This window comes from Stenotrophomonas sp. YJH_SMC_21 (assembly GCF_059369555.1).
Map to the genome: position 1 here is coordinate 66,989 of NZ_JCAFSU010000007.1, position 15,054 is coordinate 82,042.

At 66.5% G+C, this 15,054-nt stretch carries 14 protein-coding genes; 7 read left to right on the forward strand and 7 right to left on the reverse strand.

Annotated features, from left to right (window positions below):
• Positions 1-175 precede the first annotated feature (175 nt).
• On the reverse strand, positions 176-625 hold the full coding sequence (locus AC5P67_RS11530) for a DciA family protein (protein ID WP_005408086.1): 450 nt from the start codon (positions 623-625) through the stop codon (positions 176-178).
• Between the two features lie 12 nt (positions 626-637).
• Here AC5P67_RS11530 and AC5P67_RS11535 point away from each other — a divergent pair, with 12 nt between their 5' ends.
• The 3 genes from AC5P67_RS11535 to AC5P67_RS11545 all read left to right on the forward strand — a co-directional run bounded on the left by AC5P67_RS11535 (position 638) and on the right by AC5P67_RS11545 (position 5,688).
• Positions 638-1,594 carry a M23 family metallopeptidase gene (locus AC5P67_RS11535; RefSeq protein WP_235647320.1) on the forward strand — a complete coding sequence of 319 codons (957 nt, stop codon included), beginning with the start codon at positions 638-640 and terminating at the stop codon, positions 1,592-1,594.
• 302 nt (positions 1,595-1,896) lie between these two features.
• Entirely contained in the window at positions 1,897-4,629 is a 2,733-nt protein-coding gene (gene secA / locus AC5P67_RS11540; RefSeq protein WP_005408088.1) for a preprotein translocase subunit SecA, read from the forward strand.
• A gap of 102 nt (positions 4,630-4,731) precedes the next feature.
• A complete protein-coding gene (locus tag AC5P67_RS11545; protein ID WP_049397432.1) occupies positions 4,732-5,688 on the forward strand; it encodes a Nudix family hydrolase in 957 nt (318 codons plus the stop codon).
• Positions 5,689-5,739: 51 nt separating this feature from the next.
• On the opposite strand, the gene AC5P67_RS11550 is transcribed toward AC5P67_RS11545, so the two are convergent.
• On the reverse strand, positions 5,740-6,324 hold the full coding sequence (locus tag AC5P67_RS11550) for a DUF4124 domain-containing protein (protein WP_495214708.1): 585 nt from the start codon (positions 6,322-6,324) through the stop codon (positions 5,740-5,742).
• Between the two features lie 40 nt (positions 6,325-6,364).
• Complete coding sequence (gene metF, locus AC5P67_RS11555; protein WP_005412254.1) at positions 6,365-7,192, reverse strand: methylenetetrahydrofolate reductase [NAD(P)H]; 828 nt, start codon at positions 7,190-7,192, stop codon at positions 6,365-6,367.
• 203 nt (positions 7,193-7,395) lie between these two features.
• Here metF and AC5P67_RS11560 point away from each other — a divergent pair, with 203 nt between their 5' ends.
• The 3 genes from AC5P67_RS11560 to AC5P67_RS11570 are packed head-to-tail and all read left to right on the forward strand — an operon-like array spanning position 7,396 to position 10,121.
• The gene (locus tag AC5P67_RS11560; protein ID WP_060380071.1) at positions 7,396-8,322 is read left to right on the forward strand and encodes an alpha/beta fold hydrolase; all 927 of its coding nucleotides are present in this window, start codon (positions 7,396-7,398) and stop codon (positions 8,320-8,322) included.
• Positions 8,323-8,346: 24 nt separating this feature from the next.
• On the forward strand, positions 8,347-9,393 hold the full coding sequence (locus AC5P67_RS11565) for a sensor histidine kinase (RefSeq protein ID WP_111193737.1): 1,047 nt from the start codon (positions 8,347-8,349) through the stop codon (positions 9,391-9,393).
• A complete protein-coding gene (locus AC5P67_RS11570) occupies positions 9,390-10,121 on the forward strand; it encodes a LytR/AlgR family response regulator transcription factor (protein WP_005408094.1) in 732 nt (243 codons plus the stop codon). The genes AC5P67_RS11565 and AC5P67_RS11570 overlap by 4 nt, the downstream gene beginning before the upstream one ends.
• Positions 10,122-10,127: 6 nt before the next feature.
• Here AC5P67_RS11570 and AC5P67_RS11575 read toward each other — a convergent pair whose 3' ends face one another.
• Positions 10,128-11,645, reverse strand: coding sequence for an amidohydrolase family protein (locus tag AC5P67_RS11575; protein ID WP_241889357.1), 1,518 nt, complete (start codon positions 11,643-11,645; stop codon positions 10,128-10,130).
• A gap of 137 nt (positions 11,646-11,782) precedes the next feature.
• Between AC5P67_RS11575 and AC5P67_RS11580 the strand changes: the two genes are divergently transcribed.
• A complete protein-coding gene (locus AC5P67_RS11580; RefSeq protein ID WP_033834446.1) occupies positions 11,783-12,340 on the forward strand; it encodes a DUF3228 family protein in 558 nt (185 codons plus the stop codon).
• Between the two features lie 75 nt (positions 12,341-12,415).
• Here AC5P67_RS11580 and AC5P67_RS11585 read toward each other — a convergent pair whose 3' ends face one another.
• The 3 genes from AC5P67_RS11585 to ahcY all read right to left on the reverse strand — a co-directional run bounded on the left by AC5P67_RS11585 (position 12,416) and on the right by ahcY (position 15,022).
• Positions 12,416-12,901: a hypothetical protein gene (locus tag AC5P67_RS11585; protein ID WP_049459465.1), complete on the reverse strand. Its 486-nt coding sequence runs from the start codon at positions 12,899-12,901 to the stop codon at positions 12,416-12,418.
• A complete protein-coding gene (gene ybaK / locus AC5P67_RS11590; protein WP_049459464.1) occupies positions 12,901-13,374 on the reverse strand; it encodes a Cys-tRNA(Pro) deacylase in 474 nt (157 codons plus the stop codon). Before ybaK ends, AC5P67_RS11585 begins: the two co-directional genes overlap by 1 nt.
• A 202-nt stretch (positions 13,375-13,576) precedes the next feature.
• Complete coding sequence (gene ahcY, locus AC5P67_RS11595) at positions 13,577-15,022, reverse strand: adenosylhomocysteinase (protein WP_004154241.1); 1,446 nt, start codon at positions 15,020-15,022, stop codon at positions 13,577-13,579.
• Between the last annotated feature and the right edge of the window lie 32 nt (positions 15,023-15,054).

The following is a 15,054-nucleotide window of genomic DNA, read 5'->3' on the forward strand; positions in this document are numbered from 1 at the left end:
GTTCGAGGTCACGGTTTTGTGAACCTGTTGGATCGGAAGCCTGAATTTAACGCAGTTTTAACAACAATCTAACGACAGGCCCCCGGATGGCAGCTAGGATGCGACCCGGCCCCCGAAATGTTTCACGCCGTGGTGACACGTGCGACGGGGAGCGGAGCCGGATGCTCCGTTGTCGTCAGGACCGCTTCTTCGGCTTCGAAGGAACGTCCTGCAGGCAAGCCAAGGCGTCGCGTAGCCCTTTGTGCGTGGCGGCTGAAACTGCGTGGGGTCCATTCCGGTTGTCGAGCGCTGGGGAGCGCGTGGGAGTGGGAGACGCAGTCTTGATGGTCACCCTGGTGGCCTTCAGCCCGATGGAACGGGCCGCGTCGAGCAACTGGGCTTCGGCAAGCCGCAACTTGGCATGCCAGACCGGGGACTCGACGAGAAAAACGAGGTGTTCCCCGTCCACATTGGCCAGCCGGCAACGGCTGCGCAGAGGTGGCGGCAACTGGGGGCGCAACTGACGGTCCAGCGCGTCGAGCCACAAGGCACGCCGCAGCGGGTTCCCGCTTTTGTCCGCCATCACCGCATCCAGCGCCGGCTTCGGCACTGACGCGGGGCGAACGCTGGATTTCGGCTCAGACATGAAAACTCACTGATGGCATTCAAAAAGATCGTAATCAAAACGCGTGAAGGACAGGCCAAGTCGTCGCCGATCGCGCGTTTGCGGTTCTATTTCGAGGACCGCCCCCGCGCCCTGCTGGGCAGCGTGCTCGGGGTAGGCTGCATTATCGGCCTTGCTGGCGGCATTGGCGCCAGCGCGCTGAATGATTCCCGGCTGCAGGCCAAGGTCGAGCGCCAGGATGCGGAACTGGCCAAGGTCAAGCGCGATGCGCAGACCCAGGTCAACGCGCTGGCGGCACGCCTCGGCGAGCTGCAGGCGCAGGCTACCCGCCTGAACGCCCTTGGCGAACGGCTGACCCAGATGGGCAAGCTGGAAGACGGCGAGTTCGACTTCAACGAGACGCCTGGCCTCGGTGACGGCGATGCCGGCGGCCCGACCAGCGACATCCCGGTCAAGGACGTCAACGCCGACTTACAGGCGCTGGAGCAGCGTTTCGCTGCTTCAGGCCGCCAGTTGTCGGTGATGGAATCGCTGATGTTCGACCACCAGCTGCAGCAGAACGCCGTGCCGTCGCGCATGCCGATCCGCAACAGCTACGTGACTTCCGGCTTCGGCACCCGTGCCGACCCGTTCGGCCGCGGTGCCGCCACCCACAAGGGCATGGACTTCCACGCCAAGGTCGGCGACCCGGTGATGGCCGTGGCCGAAGGCGTGGTCAGCTTCGCCGGCGTGAAGGGCGGCTACGGCAACGTGGTCGATGTCGACCACGGTAATGGCTACGTCACCCGCTACGCGCACAATTCGCGCCTGGTGGTGAAGGCCGGTGACCTGGTCCGTGCCGGGCAGGAAGTGGCCAAGGCCGGTTCCACCGGCCGTTCGACCGGCGCCCACGTGCACTTCGAGGTGTGGGAGAACGGCAACGTGGTCAACCCGCGCAAGTTCCTCGGCGACGGCGGCAACACGCCGGTCGGCCGCATCAGCCGCGGCTGATGCCCGGGTCGGATCCCTTCCGCGCCGCGGGAGGGCTCTGACCCGATGCGGTTGATCTGGTAGTGCCGGCCGCTGGCCGGCAACCTCATGGATTTCGGCAGCATCGCGGATTGCCGGCCAGCGGCCGGCACTACCGGGAATGTTCGGATGCCATTGCCGCCAAAGGGTTGAAACCCCTTGCGGCCGTCCCAAGCTACAATGGGTGTTGCCATCGACAGGGCGCCAGGCGCCCTGTTTCGTTTGCGGCGGACGGATCCCAAGGGGGAGGCCGGGCGTCGTGTCCATCCAACCCGGTTCCTTCAATGATCAACAGCCTGCTTACCCGCGTATTTGGCAGTCGTAACGAACGACAGCTGCGCCAGCTCAACCGCATCGTCGCCAAGATCAATGCGCTGGAGCCGGAGATCGAGAAGCTTTCCGACGAGCAGCTTCAGGCCAAGACGCCGGAGTTCAAGCAGCGCATCGCCGATGGTGAAGCCCTGGACAAGGTGCTGCCGGAAGCCTTCGCGGTCTGCCGTGAAGCCGGCCGCCGCGTGCTGGGCATGCGCCACTACGACGTGCAGCTGATCGGCGGCATGGTGCTTCACTTGGGCAAGATCGCAGAAATGCGCACCGGTGAAGGCAAGACCCTGGTGGCGACCCTGCCGGTGTACCTCAACGCGCTGGAAGGCAAGGGCGTGCACGTGGTCACCGTGAACGACTACCTGGCCCGCCGCGACGCCGCGCAGATGGGCAAGCTGTACAACTGGCTGGGCCTGAGCGTGGGCGTGGTCTACCCGGGCATGCCGCACAGCGACAAGCGCGAAGCCTACGCCGCCGACATCACCTACGGCACCAACAACGAATTCGGTTTCGATTACCTGCGCGACAACATGGCGCTGTCCAAGGCCGACCGCTACCAGCGCGGCCTGCACTACGCCATCGTCGACGAAGTCGACTCCATCCTGATCGACGAAGCGCGTACCCCGCTGATCATCTCCGGCCCGGCCGATGATTCCCCGGAGCTGTACATCCGTGTCAACCGCGTCGTGCCGCACCTGGTCAAGCAGGAAGCGGAAGACGGCGAAGGCGACTTCTGGGTCGACGAGAAGGGCAAGCAGGTGCACCTGTCCGAAGCGGGCATGGAGCACGCCGAGCAGCTGCTGGTGGAAGCCGGCATCCTCAACGGCGAAACCGAAGGCCTGTACGCGGCGCAGAACCTGACCGTGGTCCACCATCTCAACGCCGCCCTGCGCGCGCACGCGATCTACCAGCGTGACGTTGACTACATCGTGCGCGACGGCGAAGTGGTCATCGTCGACGAGTTCACCGGCCGTACCCTGGCCGGCCGCCGCTGGTCCGATGGCCTGCACCAGGCGGTGGAAGCGAAGGAAGGCGTGCCGGTCCAGCGCGAGAACCAGACGCTGGCGAGCATCACCTTCCAGAACCTGTTCCGCATGTACAAGAAGCTGTCCGGCATGACCGGCACGGCCGATACCGAAGCCTTCGAGTTCCAGAGCATCTACGGCCTGGAAGTGGTGGTGATCCCGACCAACCGCCCGACCATCCGCAAGGACAGCCCGGACCAGGTGTTCCTCAACCGCAAGGGCAAGTTCAATGCGGTGCTGGCCGACATCGAAGAGTGCGCCAAGCGCGGCCAGCCGGTGCTGGTCGGTACCACCTCGATTGAAACTTCGGAAATGCTGTCCGAGCACCTGAGCAAGGCCGGTGTGAAGCACGAAGTGCTCAATGCCAAGCAGCACGACCGCGAAGCGACCATCGTCGCCAACGCCGGCCGTCCGGGCGCGGTGACCATCGCCACCAACATGGCCGGCCGTGGTACCGACATCGTGCTGGGCGGTTCGTTGGAAGCAGAGCTCCACGCGCTGGGCGAGGACGCGACCGACGAGCAGAAGGCCGCGGTCAAGGCCGACTGGCAGAAGCGCCACGAGGCAGTGAAGGCGGCGGGCGGCCTGCACATCGTCGGCACCGAGCGCCATGAGTCGCGCCGTATCGACAACCAGTTGCGTGGCCGTTCGGGTCGCCAGGGTGACCCGGGTTCGTCCCGCTTCTACCTGTCGCTGGAAGACAATCTGATGCGCATCTTCGCCTCCGACTGGGTGCAGAAGGCCATGCGCATGATGGGCATGAAGGAAGACGACGTCATCGAAGACCGCCTGGTCAGCCGCCAGATCGAGAAGGCGCAGCGCAAGGTCGAGGCCCACAACTTCGACATCCGCAAGAACCTGCTGGACTTCGACGACGTCAACAACGACCAGCGCAAGGTGATCTACGCCCAGCGCGACGAACTGCTGGACGCCGAGTCGGTGAAGGACAACGTCGACGGCATCCGCGACGACGTGATCTTCGACGTGGTGGCCCGCTTCGTGCCGCCGAACTCGATCGACGAGCAGTGGGACCTGCGTGGCCTGGAAGCGACCCTGGAGTCGGACTTCGGCCTGCAGATGTCGCTGACCGACCTGGTCAAGGAACACGAGGAGCTGGACGCCGAGGCCATTGCCGCCAAGGTGCAGGAACGCGTCAACCAGCACTTCGCCGAGAAGGAAGCCGGCGTGGGCGAAGAGACCATGCGCGCGCTGGAGAAGCACGTGATGCTGACCGTGCTGGACCAGAGCTGGAAGGAGCACCTGGCGCGCATGGATTACCTGCGCCAGGGCATCTACCTGCGTGGTTACGCGCAGAAGCAGCCCAAGCAGGAATACAAGAAGGAAGCCTTCGAGCTGTTCTCGGACATGCTGGAAAACGTCAAGCGCGAAGTGGTGACCCTGCTGTCGCGCGTGCGCATCCGCAGCGACGAGGAAGTGCAGGCGCTGGAAGCGGCCGAACGCCAGCAGGCCGAAGCCCGCCTGAGCCAGTCGCAGTTCCAGCACCAGGACGTGGGCGGTTACAGCGCCGACGAGGAAGCCGCGCAGGTGCAGGCTGCCCAGCAGGGCGTGGCGCAGATGCAGCGCGACGAGCCGAAGATCGGCCGCAACGATCCGTGCCCGTGCGGCAGTGGCAAGAAGTACAAGCATTGCCACGGCCAGCTGAGCTGATGCCGAAGAGCCCCGCGAAAGCGGGGCTTTTCGTTTGTGGCAGGGGAGTTGCAGCGCATCCGTGATTGCGCCGGCCGCCCTGTTCTGGGCATGCTTCCCCCCATGCCTTCCCCCACCCGATCGATCCATGTCGTGGCCGCCGTCATCACCGACGCCCGTGGCCGCGTGCTGCTCAACCGCCGTACCGAGAACCGCGACATGGCCGGCCTGTGGGAGTTTCCCGGCGGCAAACGCGAATCCGGCGAGACCTCCGAACAGGCGCTGGTGCGCGAGCTGCGCGAGGAACTGGGCATCGAGGCCGATGTCGGCGAGTGGCTGATGGATGTGCCGCAGCGCTATCCGGACAAGCACCTGACCCTGGAGGTGCGCCATGTACGCAGCTGGAAGGGGACGCCGCGCGGGCGGGAGGGCCAGGCGATCACCTGGGTGGCGCCGGACAAGCTGGGCCGCTATTCAATGCCACCGGCCGACCTGCCGGTGGTGGCTGCCCTGCGCCAGCCCGACAGCTACCTGATCACCCCGGCACCGGCCGATGATGAGGGCGGCTTGCAGCATTGGCATGAACAGCTGCAGCGCGTGGTGGCCGCGGGCCAGCAGCGCATCCAGCTGCGGTTGCCGACGGCGCATCCGCAGCGGCAGGCGATGGTCGAACAGGCCGTGCGCGCGCATCGTCGCAGTGGGGTGCAGTGGCTGCTCAATCGCGATATCGAACTGGCACGCGCATTGGGCGTGGGTGTGCATCTGGGCAGCGAACAGCTGCTGCAGCTGTCGCAGCGCCCGCTGCCCGAGGGCCAGCTGGTGGCCGCATCCTGCCACGACCTGCAGCAGCTGCAGGCCGCACAGCAGCTGGGCTGCGACTTCGCCGTGCTGGGCCCGGTGCAGGCCACGGCCAGCCATCCGGACGCGGTGCCGCTGGGCTGGGACGCGTTCGCCGAGCTGCGCGCGCAGGTGTCACTGCCGATCTATGCGCTGGGCGGCATGGGCCGCGGTCACGTCGCCGAAGCGCGTCGCCATGGCGGGCAGGGCATCGCCGCCATTCGCGGGCTGTGGCCGGAGTGAGCCGGCATGCGGGGTCAGATCCCTGCGCAGCAGGGCTCTGACCCCGCCCGATCACAACGTGATCCAGAAACACCCGTACTGCCGCTGCAATCCCAGCACCGTCGAGGCGCGCGCCACGCTGCCCGGCAACGTCTGCTCCAGGCGCAGGCCGACCGGATGGCGCACGGCCGGCGGCTCAGGGTCGGACCCCTGCGCAGCAGGGCTCTGACCTTCATCCTGCGATAGCGGCAGCGCCTGCGAGGGATACACCGGCACCACGTCCACCAATGGCCGCCGCGCCAACGATTCCAGTTGGCCGAGAATGCGCTGCGCGCCCGCGTCGGACACCGAGCCCCACAGGTACAGCGAGGACAGCCGATTGACGTCGTTGCTGAGGATGCCGTTGCGCAATGCGTCCACGAGCTCGCTCAGCCGGCGCGGGCAGCGTGCACCCAGCGTGTCGCGCGCTGCGGTATTGCCGGTCGGGGAGGGCGGCGGCAGCCGTGACCGTGCACCCACGCTGTCGCAGGGCCGGTCGGTGTACACGCTCTGGCCCTGCGCATCGGTGCAGCGGTTCAGGCGCGTGGACTGTGCGTGGGCGACGCTCGACAGCACGCATAGCGGCAGCAGCAACAGCAGGAAGGAAAGCCGGATCATCCTCGCAGGGTAGCGCCGATCCGGTCCGCATGGCGTGCTTTCAGCCGTGCAGCAGTTTCAGCACTGAAGTGGTCGGCTTGGCCAGGTTCAAGGTGTAGAAGTGCAGGCCGGGCGCGCCGCCTTCGATCAGGCGCTGGCACAGCCGGGCCACCACTTCCGTGCCGAATGCACGTACCGACTCGGCGTCATCGCCGTAGGCCTGCATCTTGCGGCCGATCCAGCGCGGAATCTCCGCACCACACTGCTCGGAGAAGCGGCGCAGCTGGCTGAAGTTGGCGATCGGCATGATGCCGGGCGTGATCGGCACCTGCACGCCGAGCCGGCGCACTTCATCGACGAAGTGGAAGTAGGCATCCGGGTTGAAGAAGTACTGGGTGATCGCCGCATCGGCACCGGCATCGATCTTGGCCTTGAAGTGCTTCAGGTCAGCCAGCGCATCGGTCGCCTGCGGATGCGTTTCCGGATACGCGCCCACTTCGATGTGGAACGCATCGCCGTGCTCGGTGCGGATGAAGTCGATCAGCTCGGCGGCGTAGCGCATGTCGCCGGGGAAGCCCATGCCCGAGGGAAGGTCACCGCGCAGCGCGACCAGACGACGGCAGCCGATGGCGCGGTACAGCTTGAGCAGTTCGCGGATCTCCTGGCGGGTGCCGCCCACGCACGACAGGTGCGGCGCGGCATCGAACCCATGGTGCTGGTTGAGGTGGCGCACGGTCTCGGAGGTATAGCTCAGGGTCGAGCCACCGGCGCCGAAGGTACACGACACGTATTCGGGGGCGTAGTCCTTCAGCTTGGCCGCAGCACGGTCCAGCTGGCTGCGCTGTTCGTCGGTCTTGGGCGGATAGAACTCGAAGCTGATGGCGGTCATGGCGCGGATGGCGGCGGTCGGTGCAGATCAGTATATCGCTTCATCAAGATGGATGTGCGATTGATATGTGAGGGTGGGCCATCCATGGCATGCGACCGTTCGCCCCGCCGTGCGGCCGCTGCTCCGAAATCGCAACCGGGGTGCCTCCGCCAGGCCCACGCTGCTCCCATCCCGGCACCACCCACCCAATGAAGGAGCAGACTATGAAGATCTTCCTGGCACTCTGGTACGCAATGAAGGCCCTGGCCCGGCTGGCGATGATCGGCATGGCGATGGCCGTGCTCGGTTCCGGCTCGGCGCATGCGGCGGCCGCCACCGGCACCGGCAAGGTGCAGGTCGAGGTGGTCGGCAAGGGCCGTCCGCTGCTGATGATCCCCGGCCTGAACAGCAGCGCCGAGGTCTGGCGCGAGACCTGCCTGGCGCTGAAGGACGTGCAGTGCCATCTGGTGCAGCTGCCGGGCTTTGCCGGCGCTGCGCCCGTCGACCCGCGCCCGGCCGAATTCCTGCCGGCCATGCGCGGGCAGCTGCTGGCCTACCTGCATGACCAACAGCTGGGCCCGGTGGTGGTGATCGGCCACAGTCTTGGCGGCCTGCTGGGGCTGCAGATGGCGCAGGCCGAGCCGAAGGCAGTCAGTGCGCTGGTGGTGGTCGACGCATTGCCGTTCCTGCCGGCCGCGCGTGACCCGAACGCCACCGCAGACAGCGTGCGGCCAATGGCCGACCAGCTGCGCAAGGGCATGCTCGCCGCCGATGCCGCGCAGTGGCAGGCGCAGCTGAAGGCCGGCCTGCCGGGCATGACCCGCGATCCACAGCGGCAGGCCGAGCTGGGGCGCTGGGGCGAAGCCAGCGACCGCCAGACCACCGCTGACGCCATGCATGCGGTGATGACCACCGACCTGCGTGACAACATCGCCTCGATCACCGCACCGACGCTGGTGCTGGGCAGCTGGGCCGGCTACCAGCCGATGGGCGGCACCGAGGACAGCACGCGCGCGGTGTTCCAGGCGCAGTACGCGAAACTGCAGGGCGTGCAGATCGCGATGAGCGCGCAGGGTTTCCACTTCCTGATGTGGGATGATCCGCGCTGGCTGCGCGGTCAGGTGCAGGCCTTCCTCGACCACCACCACTGAGTTTCAACACGCCTCGGAATGGACATGCCGGATTCCTCCTCGACGGTACGCTTCTGGCTGCTCAATGCGCTGGTGTGGGTGCTCTATGGCGTTGCCGGAATCGGCCTGCGCCAGGCCTATTTCAGCGATGCCGGAAGCGCAGGCGTGTTGATCACGCTGGGTCTGGCGTTGGCCCTGTTCGGGTGCAGCGGTGCCATCCGCGCGCTGGCGCTGCGTGCCGACTGGTGGGCGCGCGGCACGGCCGGGCTGTTGCTGCGGCTGGCGCTGTCGGTGGCATTGGGCGCGGCAGTGGCGCAGCTGCTGGTGAACATCGCGCTGCACTCGGCGCTGGCCTGGAACTGGGTGAGCCTGGGACGGCAGACGGCCGACTTCAGCCCCAAGGCGCTGCTGCTCTACTGGTACACCACTGCGGTGATGCTGGCCCTGTGGGGAGCGCTCTGGGCAGGCCTGCACAGCCTGCGCCGGATACGCAGTGCGGAACTGGCGCGCCTGCGTGCCGAGGCCGAGCGCAGCGCGCTGGAGCGCGATGCACTGCGTGCACGGCTCAACCCGCATTTCATGTTCAATGCGCTGAACAACCTGCGCGCGCTGATCCTGGAAGACCCGGAGCGTGCGCGCGATATGGTCACCCGCCTGTCGCGCACGCTGCGCCAAGCGCTGGCGCACAACCGCAGCGAGCAGGTCACCCTGGCCGAGGAACTGGTGGTAGTGGACGACTACCTGGCCATCGAGGCAGTCCACTTCGAACAGCGCCTGCAGGTAAGCCAGCACATTGATGCCGATGCCATGCAGGCACAGCTGCCGGCGATGGCGCTGCAGCTGCTGGTGGAGAATGCGATCAAGCATGGCATCGCCAGCCGCCCGGGCGGCGGTGAGGTGCAGATCCGTGCCACGCTGGACAATGACGTGCTGCGCCTGCAGGTGGACAATCCGCTGGGCAGCGCCAACGAGCCCACCCATGGCCATGGCGTTGGCCTTGCCTACCTGCGTGCGCAGCTCGGCACGCAGGGTCGTTTCACCCTGCAGCCGGTCGGCGGCCGCATGCAGGCCCTGCTGGAGATTCCGCAATGAGTGGCGTGCTGCGTGTGTTGATCGTTGATGATGCACGGCTGGCGCGCCAGGAGCTGCGCACGCTGTTGTCGGCGCTGCCATGGGTGCAGTGCGTGGGCGAGGCCGACGATGTGCCCGCTGCACGCGAGGCGATCGCCACACTGGCGCCAGACCTGGTGCTGCTGGATGTGCAGATGCCCTCCGGCAGCGGCTTCGATGTGCTGGATGGGCTGGAGACGGTGCCGGCGGTGGTCTTCGTTACTGCCTACGACACTTACGCGGTGCGCGCCTTCCAGGCCAATGCGCTGGACTATCTGGTAAAGCCCGTCGAGGCGCCGCGCTTGCTGGAAGCGTTGCAGCGGGCGCGCCAGCGCGAGGTGGTGGCGGGCGAAACGCCGGAGCCGCGCAGCACGCTGGGCGCGCAGGACCAGGTGTTCGTGCGCGAGGGCGAACGCTGCTGGTTCGTCGCGGTCTCGGAGATCCGTCGGCTGGTGGTGGATGGCAACTACACACGGCTATGGTTCCGCGACCAGAACGCCCTGCTGACCCGCAGCCTGAGCGCGCTGGAAGCACGCCTGCCGCCGGAGTTGTTCTTCCGCGCCAACCGCAACACGCTGGTCAACCTGCGCCGCATTCGTGGCGTGACGCCCAGCATTGCAGATGGCTACGATCTGGCGCTGGACGACGGCAGCGAGGTGGAGGTATCGCGGCGGCAGGCACGTGAACTGCGCGAGCGGATGGCGTTGTAGCTGCCGCTACAGCTCGGCACTGACCGGGCTGGTGATGAATCCCCACAGCAGGCGTGCCATCACTGCGGGCGAGCGTGCCTGCCTGCGCGCATAAGTCTGTAGCGCATCCAGCCGCGGGCGGTCATAGAGGTGGCCGGCCAGCAGCACGGCATGCACGCGGCGGGTATTGGCGATGTCGTGCAGCGGGTTGCCATCAAGCAGCACCAGGTCTGCGGCTTTGCCGACCTCGACGCTTCCATGCGATGCCTGCCGTTGCAGATGACGTGCGGCCTGCAGCGTAGCTGCGCGCAGCACGTCGGCCTGGCTCAGGCCGGCCTGTCGCAGCCACTGCAGTTCATCGTGGTAGCGGAAGCCGCCCAATCCGGTATCGGTGCCGACCAGCACGGTGACGCCGGCACGATGGGCCGCACCGGTGAGAGCCAGGCCATGCTCGAAGTAGGTCTTCAGTGCGTCTTGGCCGCGTCGGCCGGGATAGCGCGCTGCGGTGGCCTGCAGGTCATCACGCCACGCCCAGCGTGAAAGCGGGTCCAGATAGGCCAGGCGCGGATCGTCGACGAAGGCGGGGTCGCTTGCGCGTGCATCTTCTTCGCGGGTGACATGGGTCGGTACGAACGCGGCACCGCTGGCCTGCATCAAAGCGAACGCCTTGTTGCAGAGCGTGGGCTGATAGCTGGCAACCATGCGTTCGGCCAATACGATCGGGTCTTCGCCGTCGAGCGTGCCACCGCGCCATGCCGCCGCGTTGTCGAAGCAGTGGCGCACGAACAGATGGGCGTGCTCGAAGCTGCGCTGGCCCGCCTGCACCGCATCGTCCAGAGGCACCGCCTTGGGCAGGTGGCCGACCAACGGACGGCGCAGCTGCTGCGCCTCGGTGGCCAGCCGCTGATAGGTGTCCGCACGCAGCCGGTTGTAGACCTTCAACGCGTCGACCCCGCGCGCGCTGTACGTCCGTGCACGCGCAGCGGCGGCCTCCGGCGTGAGTGACGGATCTTCGAAGTAGAAACTGGCGATCTGTACGAAGCGCGGTGCAACCTGCTGCCCGGCAATGGCCTGTGCGGTCCAGTGGCGCTTGTCGGCCACGCAGGCGATCAGCGGATCGGTGGTCTGCGGGCAGTCCATCATGTCGCGGGTGCCGGTGATGCCGTTGGCCAGCATCAGCGGGAACTGCAGCTGCGGCGACAATTGCAGTGCATGGGTGTGCATGTCCCAGAAACCGGGCAGCAGCCAGCGGCCGCCGGCGTCGAGCACGGGAAGCCGCGCGTCCTGCGGATCTTCCTCAATGGCAGTGATGGTGCCGTGGCGCACTGTCACGGTGGTGGGTTCGCTGACCTGGCCGCGCGCCACGTCCACCACCCGCGCATTGACGATCACGCGGCTGTTGCCCGGCTCGGGCAACGGCGGAGCCGACAGCGGCCAGAGCAGAGCGGCGGCGAACAGCAATGGCGGCGCCAGCATGAGGATGACCAGTACGATCGGCCACTGCCGACGGTGGGCGGAATGGGGCAATGCGCATGCTGTATCCATGAGCCGGCGATCCTTGTAGTGGGTCGCCCGCAGGGTGCTGCAAGCGGGACGCTGGCGCCAGTGACCATCGGCATCCGGCCCTGTCTGCCTCCGGGGCGGTTACCCTGTGCAGCAGAACTCCTGATCACACCCGCGCCATGTCCATCGTCCTCACCGATTTCGCCCGTCCCCGCCTGTTCCCGCGCGTGCCGCGTGGCAACACCATCCAGGACTGCACTGCCGAGCAGTTCGAGGCACACCTCAATGCGCATGCGCCGCTGAAGGTGCTGGATGGCTACGCGCCGTTCTGCAAGCTGTTCGTCTACGAGAACTGGACCAGCACGCGCTGCCTGACCGTACCGATCACTGAGGCCAACCGCCACCTGCTGCGCAGTGGTTACGAAGCGCGCAACCGCGAGGAACTACCGGTGCTGGTGCGCTGGTTCGAGGGCGTGGAATCACCGCGTGCGAACTACCTGGTGGTGATCCTGTACAGCGCTGGGCAGCTGGCCAGGGAAGGCTCGCCGATCGAGGCCGACTGGGGCATCGTCGGCTGCATCTACACCGCCGAACCGGAAGAGGTACCGATGGCGCCGATCACGATGATGCGCAATGCGCTGGGCGTGGACGAGGGCGGATCCGGCGTGCCGCTGGACCGCGAAGCCTACCGGCGTTCCGTCGAGTTCTGGGAGAACAACGCGAACTGGCGGCCGTGAGCAACATTTGTCATCCACGCATCGCGTGAATGTGCGGACCGCAGTAGAGCCACGCCATGCGTGGCCGCTTGGCCTTCAGGCAGCTTTCCATTCCCACCACGGGTAATGGTACTCGCGGTCGATGGCCTGCCAATGCTGGCCGCATTGCGTGCAGGCAACGGTGTGGCAGTCGCCCCAGCAGCCCTCAGCCTCTTCCACCGAGAGCAGCTGCATCTGTCCTTGTTCAATCAGGCGACGGGGATCGAAGAACGGGTAGCCGGGGTTGAGCGCGCACAGGCAACCCTCGCGTGCACGCCAGTAACGCAGCCGACGCAGGGCGGCCTTCAGATACGCCTGGTTGCTGATCAGCATGCCGCCAAGCGCGATGCCCTGGCAGCGTTGTTCGATCAGATCCACATGTGCGCTCAACGCGTCCAACGATGAGGCACTGAACAGTCGTGCGACGACGCGGGCGGCATCGGTGATGCGCGTTGCGTCGCGCGACAACAGGTCCTGCAGCAGCACATCGGCCTGTGCATCGTCGAGCCGGGGAATCGGCGCTGCAGACCACGGCCAGTGCATCAGCGTGACTTGCCGATGGCAGCGTAGTTGCCGGTTGTCAGGCGCAGCAGATCGGCCGGCGCCAGTTCCACTTCCAGGCCACGGCGTCCGGCGCTGACATGCAGCGCGGGCAGCGCTTCGGCACTGGCGTCCAGGAAGGTGCGCAGGCGCTTTTTCTGCCCGAGTGGGCTGATGCCACCGACCAGGTAACCGGTCGCGCGCTGCGCGGCATCGGCGGCGGCCATCTCGCACTTCTTGCAGCCGGCCGCTTCGGCCAGGGCCTTCAGGTCCAGCTGGCCGGCCACCGGCACGATCGCCACCAGCAGTTCGTGTGTCTCGGTGCTGGCCAGCAGGGTCTTGAACACCTGGGCCGGATCGAGGCCGAGCTTGTCGACAGCTTCGCCGCCATAGGATTCGGCGTGGGCGTCATGCACGTAGCTGCGCACGGTGTGGGCGATCTTCTCGCGCTTGAGCAGGTTGATGGCCGGGGTCATGTAGGCATGGTAGCGCGCGCTGGGCGCGTTGCCTTGACCGAGCCTACTGCCGGAGAGCATCCACGCATGGCGTGGATCTACCGTGGGGACTGGATGCGGGGTGTACGGCCACACGCAAACGCAGAACGGACGCCCGAAGGCGCCCGTTCCGTGGTGTTGCATGCACCGGTAGTGCCGGCCGCTGGCCGGCACCCCGCAGGCATCAGTAGCGGTAGTGGTCCGGCTTGAACGGGCCTTCCACCGGCACGCCGATGTAGTCGGCCTGTTCCTGGCTCAGGGTGGTCAGCTTCACGCCGATCTTTTCCAGGTGCAGGCGGGCCACTTCCTCGTCCAGCTTCTTCGGCAGCAGGTAGACCTTCTTCTCGTAGCTGTCCTTGTTCGCCCACAGGTCGATCTGTGCCAGGGTCTGGTTGGCGAAGCTGTTGGACATCACGAAGCTCGGGTGGCCGGTGGCGCAGCCCAGGTTCACCAGGCGGCCTTCGGCCAGCAGGAAGATCGCGTTGCCGTTCGGGAAGATGTACTTGTCCACCTGCGGCTTGATGTTGACGTGCTTGATGCCGGCGAACGACACCAGCGCATCGACCTGGATCTCGTTGTCGAAGTGGCCGATGTTGCAGACGATGGCCTGGTCCTTCATCGCGCTCAGGTGCTCGATGCGGATGATGTCCTTGTTGCCGGTGGTGGTGACGTACAGGTCGGCACGGCCCAGGGTCGATTCGATGGTGTTGACTTCATAGCCTTCCATCGCCGCCTGCAGGGCGCAGATCGGGTCGATCTCGGTGACGATCACGCGCGCGCCGTAGGCACGCAGCGAGGCGGCGCAGCCCTTGCCGACGTCGCCGTAGCCGCAGACCACGGCCACCTTGCCGGCCAGCATCACGTCCATCGCGCGCTTCAGGCCGTCGGCCAGCGACTCGCGGCAGCCGTACAGGTTGTCGAACTTGCTCTTGGTGACCGAGTCGTTGACGTTGATCGCCGGGATCAGCAGGGTGCCGGCCTGGGCCAGCTGGTACAGGCGGTGCACGCCGGTGGTGGTCTCTTCGGAGACGCCCTTCCAGTCCTTGACCACGCGGCCCCAATAACCCGGGCGCTCCTTGGCGACGCGCTTGAGCAGGTTCTTGATGACCTGTTCTTCGTGCGAGGAGGAGGCGGTGTTGACCCAGTCGCTGCCGTTTTCCAGCTCGTAGCCCTTGTGGATCAGCAGGGTCACGTCGCCGCCGTCGTCCACCACCAGCTCCGGGCCGGTCAGGGTGCCGTCGGCCAGGGTGAAGGTCAGCGCGTCCAGGGTGCAGTCCCAGTACTCTTCCAGGGTTTCGCCCTTCCAGGCGAACACCGGGGTGCCGGTGGCGGCGATGGCGGCAGCGGCGTGGTCCTGGGTCGAGAAGATGTTGCACGAGGCCCAGCGCACGTCGGCGCCGATGTCCTTCAGGGTCTCGATCAGCACCGCGGTCTGGATGGTCATGTGCAGCGACCCGGTCACGCGCACGCCCTTCAGCGGCAGCTCGGCCTGGTACTTGCGGCGGATCGACATCAGGCCCGGCATTTCGTGCTCGGCGATGTCCAGTTCCTTGCGGCCCCAGTCGGCCAGCGTGATATCGCGGATCTTGTAGTCACCTTCGGTGGAGAAGGTCTTGGCAACAGCGTTCATTCGTGTGCTCCGGTTGTGGACGAGCGGATGCT

Bases quoted from the DNA above. Each gene is read 5' to 3' on its own strand.
- AC5P67_RS11530 (WP_005408086.1), bottom strand. From the start codon at position 625: ATGTCTGAGCCGAAATCCAGCGTTCGCCCCGCGTCAGTGCCGAAGCCG.
- AC5P67_RS11535 (WP_235647320.1), top strand. From the start codon at position 638: ATGGCATTCAAAAAGATCGTAATCAAAACGCGTGAAGGACAGGCCAAG.
- metF (WP_005412254.1), bottom strand. From the start codon at position 7,192: ATGACCGCCATCAGCTTCGAGTTCTATCCGCCCAAGACCGACGAACAG.
- AC5P67_RS11585 (WP_049459465.1), bottom strand. From the start codon at position 12,901: ATGCACTGGCCGTGGTCTGCAGCGCCGATTCCCCGGCTCGACGATGCA.
- AC5P67_RS11565 (WP_111193737.1), top strand. From the start codon at position 8,347: ATGCCGGATTCCTCCTCGACGGTACGCTTCTGGCTGCTCAATGCGCTG.
- AC5P67_RS11575 (WP_241889357.1), bottom strand. From the start codon at position 11,645: ATGGATACAGCATGCGCATTGCCCCATTCCGCCCACCGTCGGCAGTGG.
- AC5P67_RS11560 (WP_060380071.1), top strand. From the start codon at position 7,396: ATGAAGATCTTCCTGGCACTCTGGTACGCAATGAAGGCCCTGGCCCGG.
- AC5P67_RS11545 (WP_049397432.1), top strand. From the start codon at position 4,732: ATGCCTTCCCCCACCCGATCGATCCATGTCGTGGCCGCCGTCATCACC.
- AC5P67_RS11550 (WP_495214708.1), bottom strand. From the start codon at position 6,324: ATGATCCGGCTTTCCTTCCTGCTGTTGCTGCTGCCGCTATGCGTGCTG.
- ybaK (WP_049459464.1), bottom strand. From the start codon at position 13,374: ATGACCCCGGCCATCAACCTGCTCAAGCGCGAGAAGATCGCCCACACC.
- AC5P67_RS11580 (WP_033834446.1), top strand. From the start codon at position 11,783: ATGTCCATCGTCCTCACCGATTTCGCCCGTCCCCGCCTGTTCCCGCGC.
- secA (WP_005408088.1), top strand. From the start codon at position 1,897: ATGATCAACAGCCTGCTTACCCGCGTATTTGGCAGTCGTAACGAACGA.
- ahcY (WP_004154241.1), bottom strand. From the start codon at position 15,022: ATGAACGCTGTTGCCAAGACCTTCTCCACCGAAGGTGACTACAAGATC.
- AC5P67_RS11570 (WP_005408094.1), top strand. From the start codon at position 9,390: ATGAGTGGCGTGCTGCGTGTGTTGATCGTTGATGATGCACGGCTGGCG.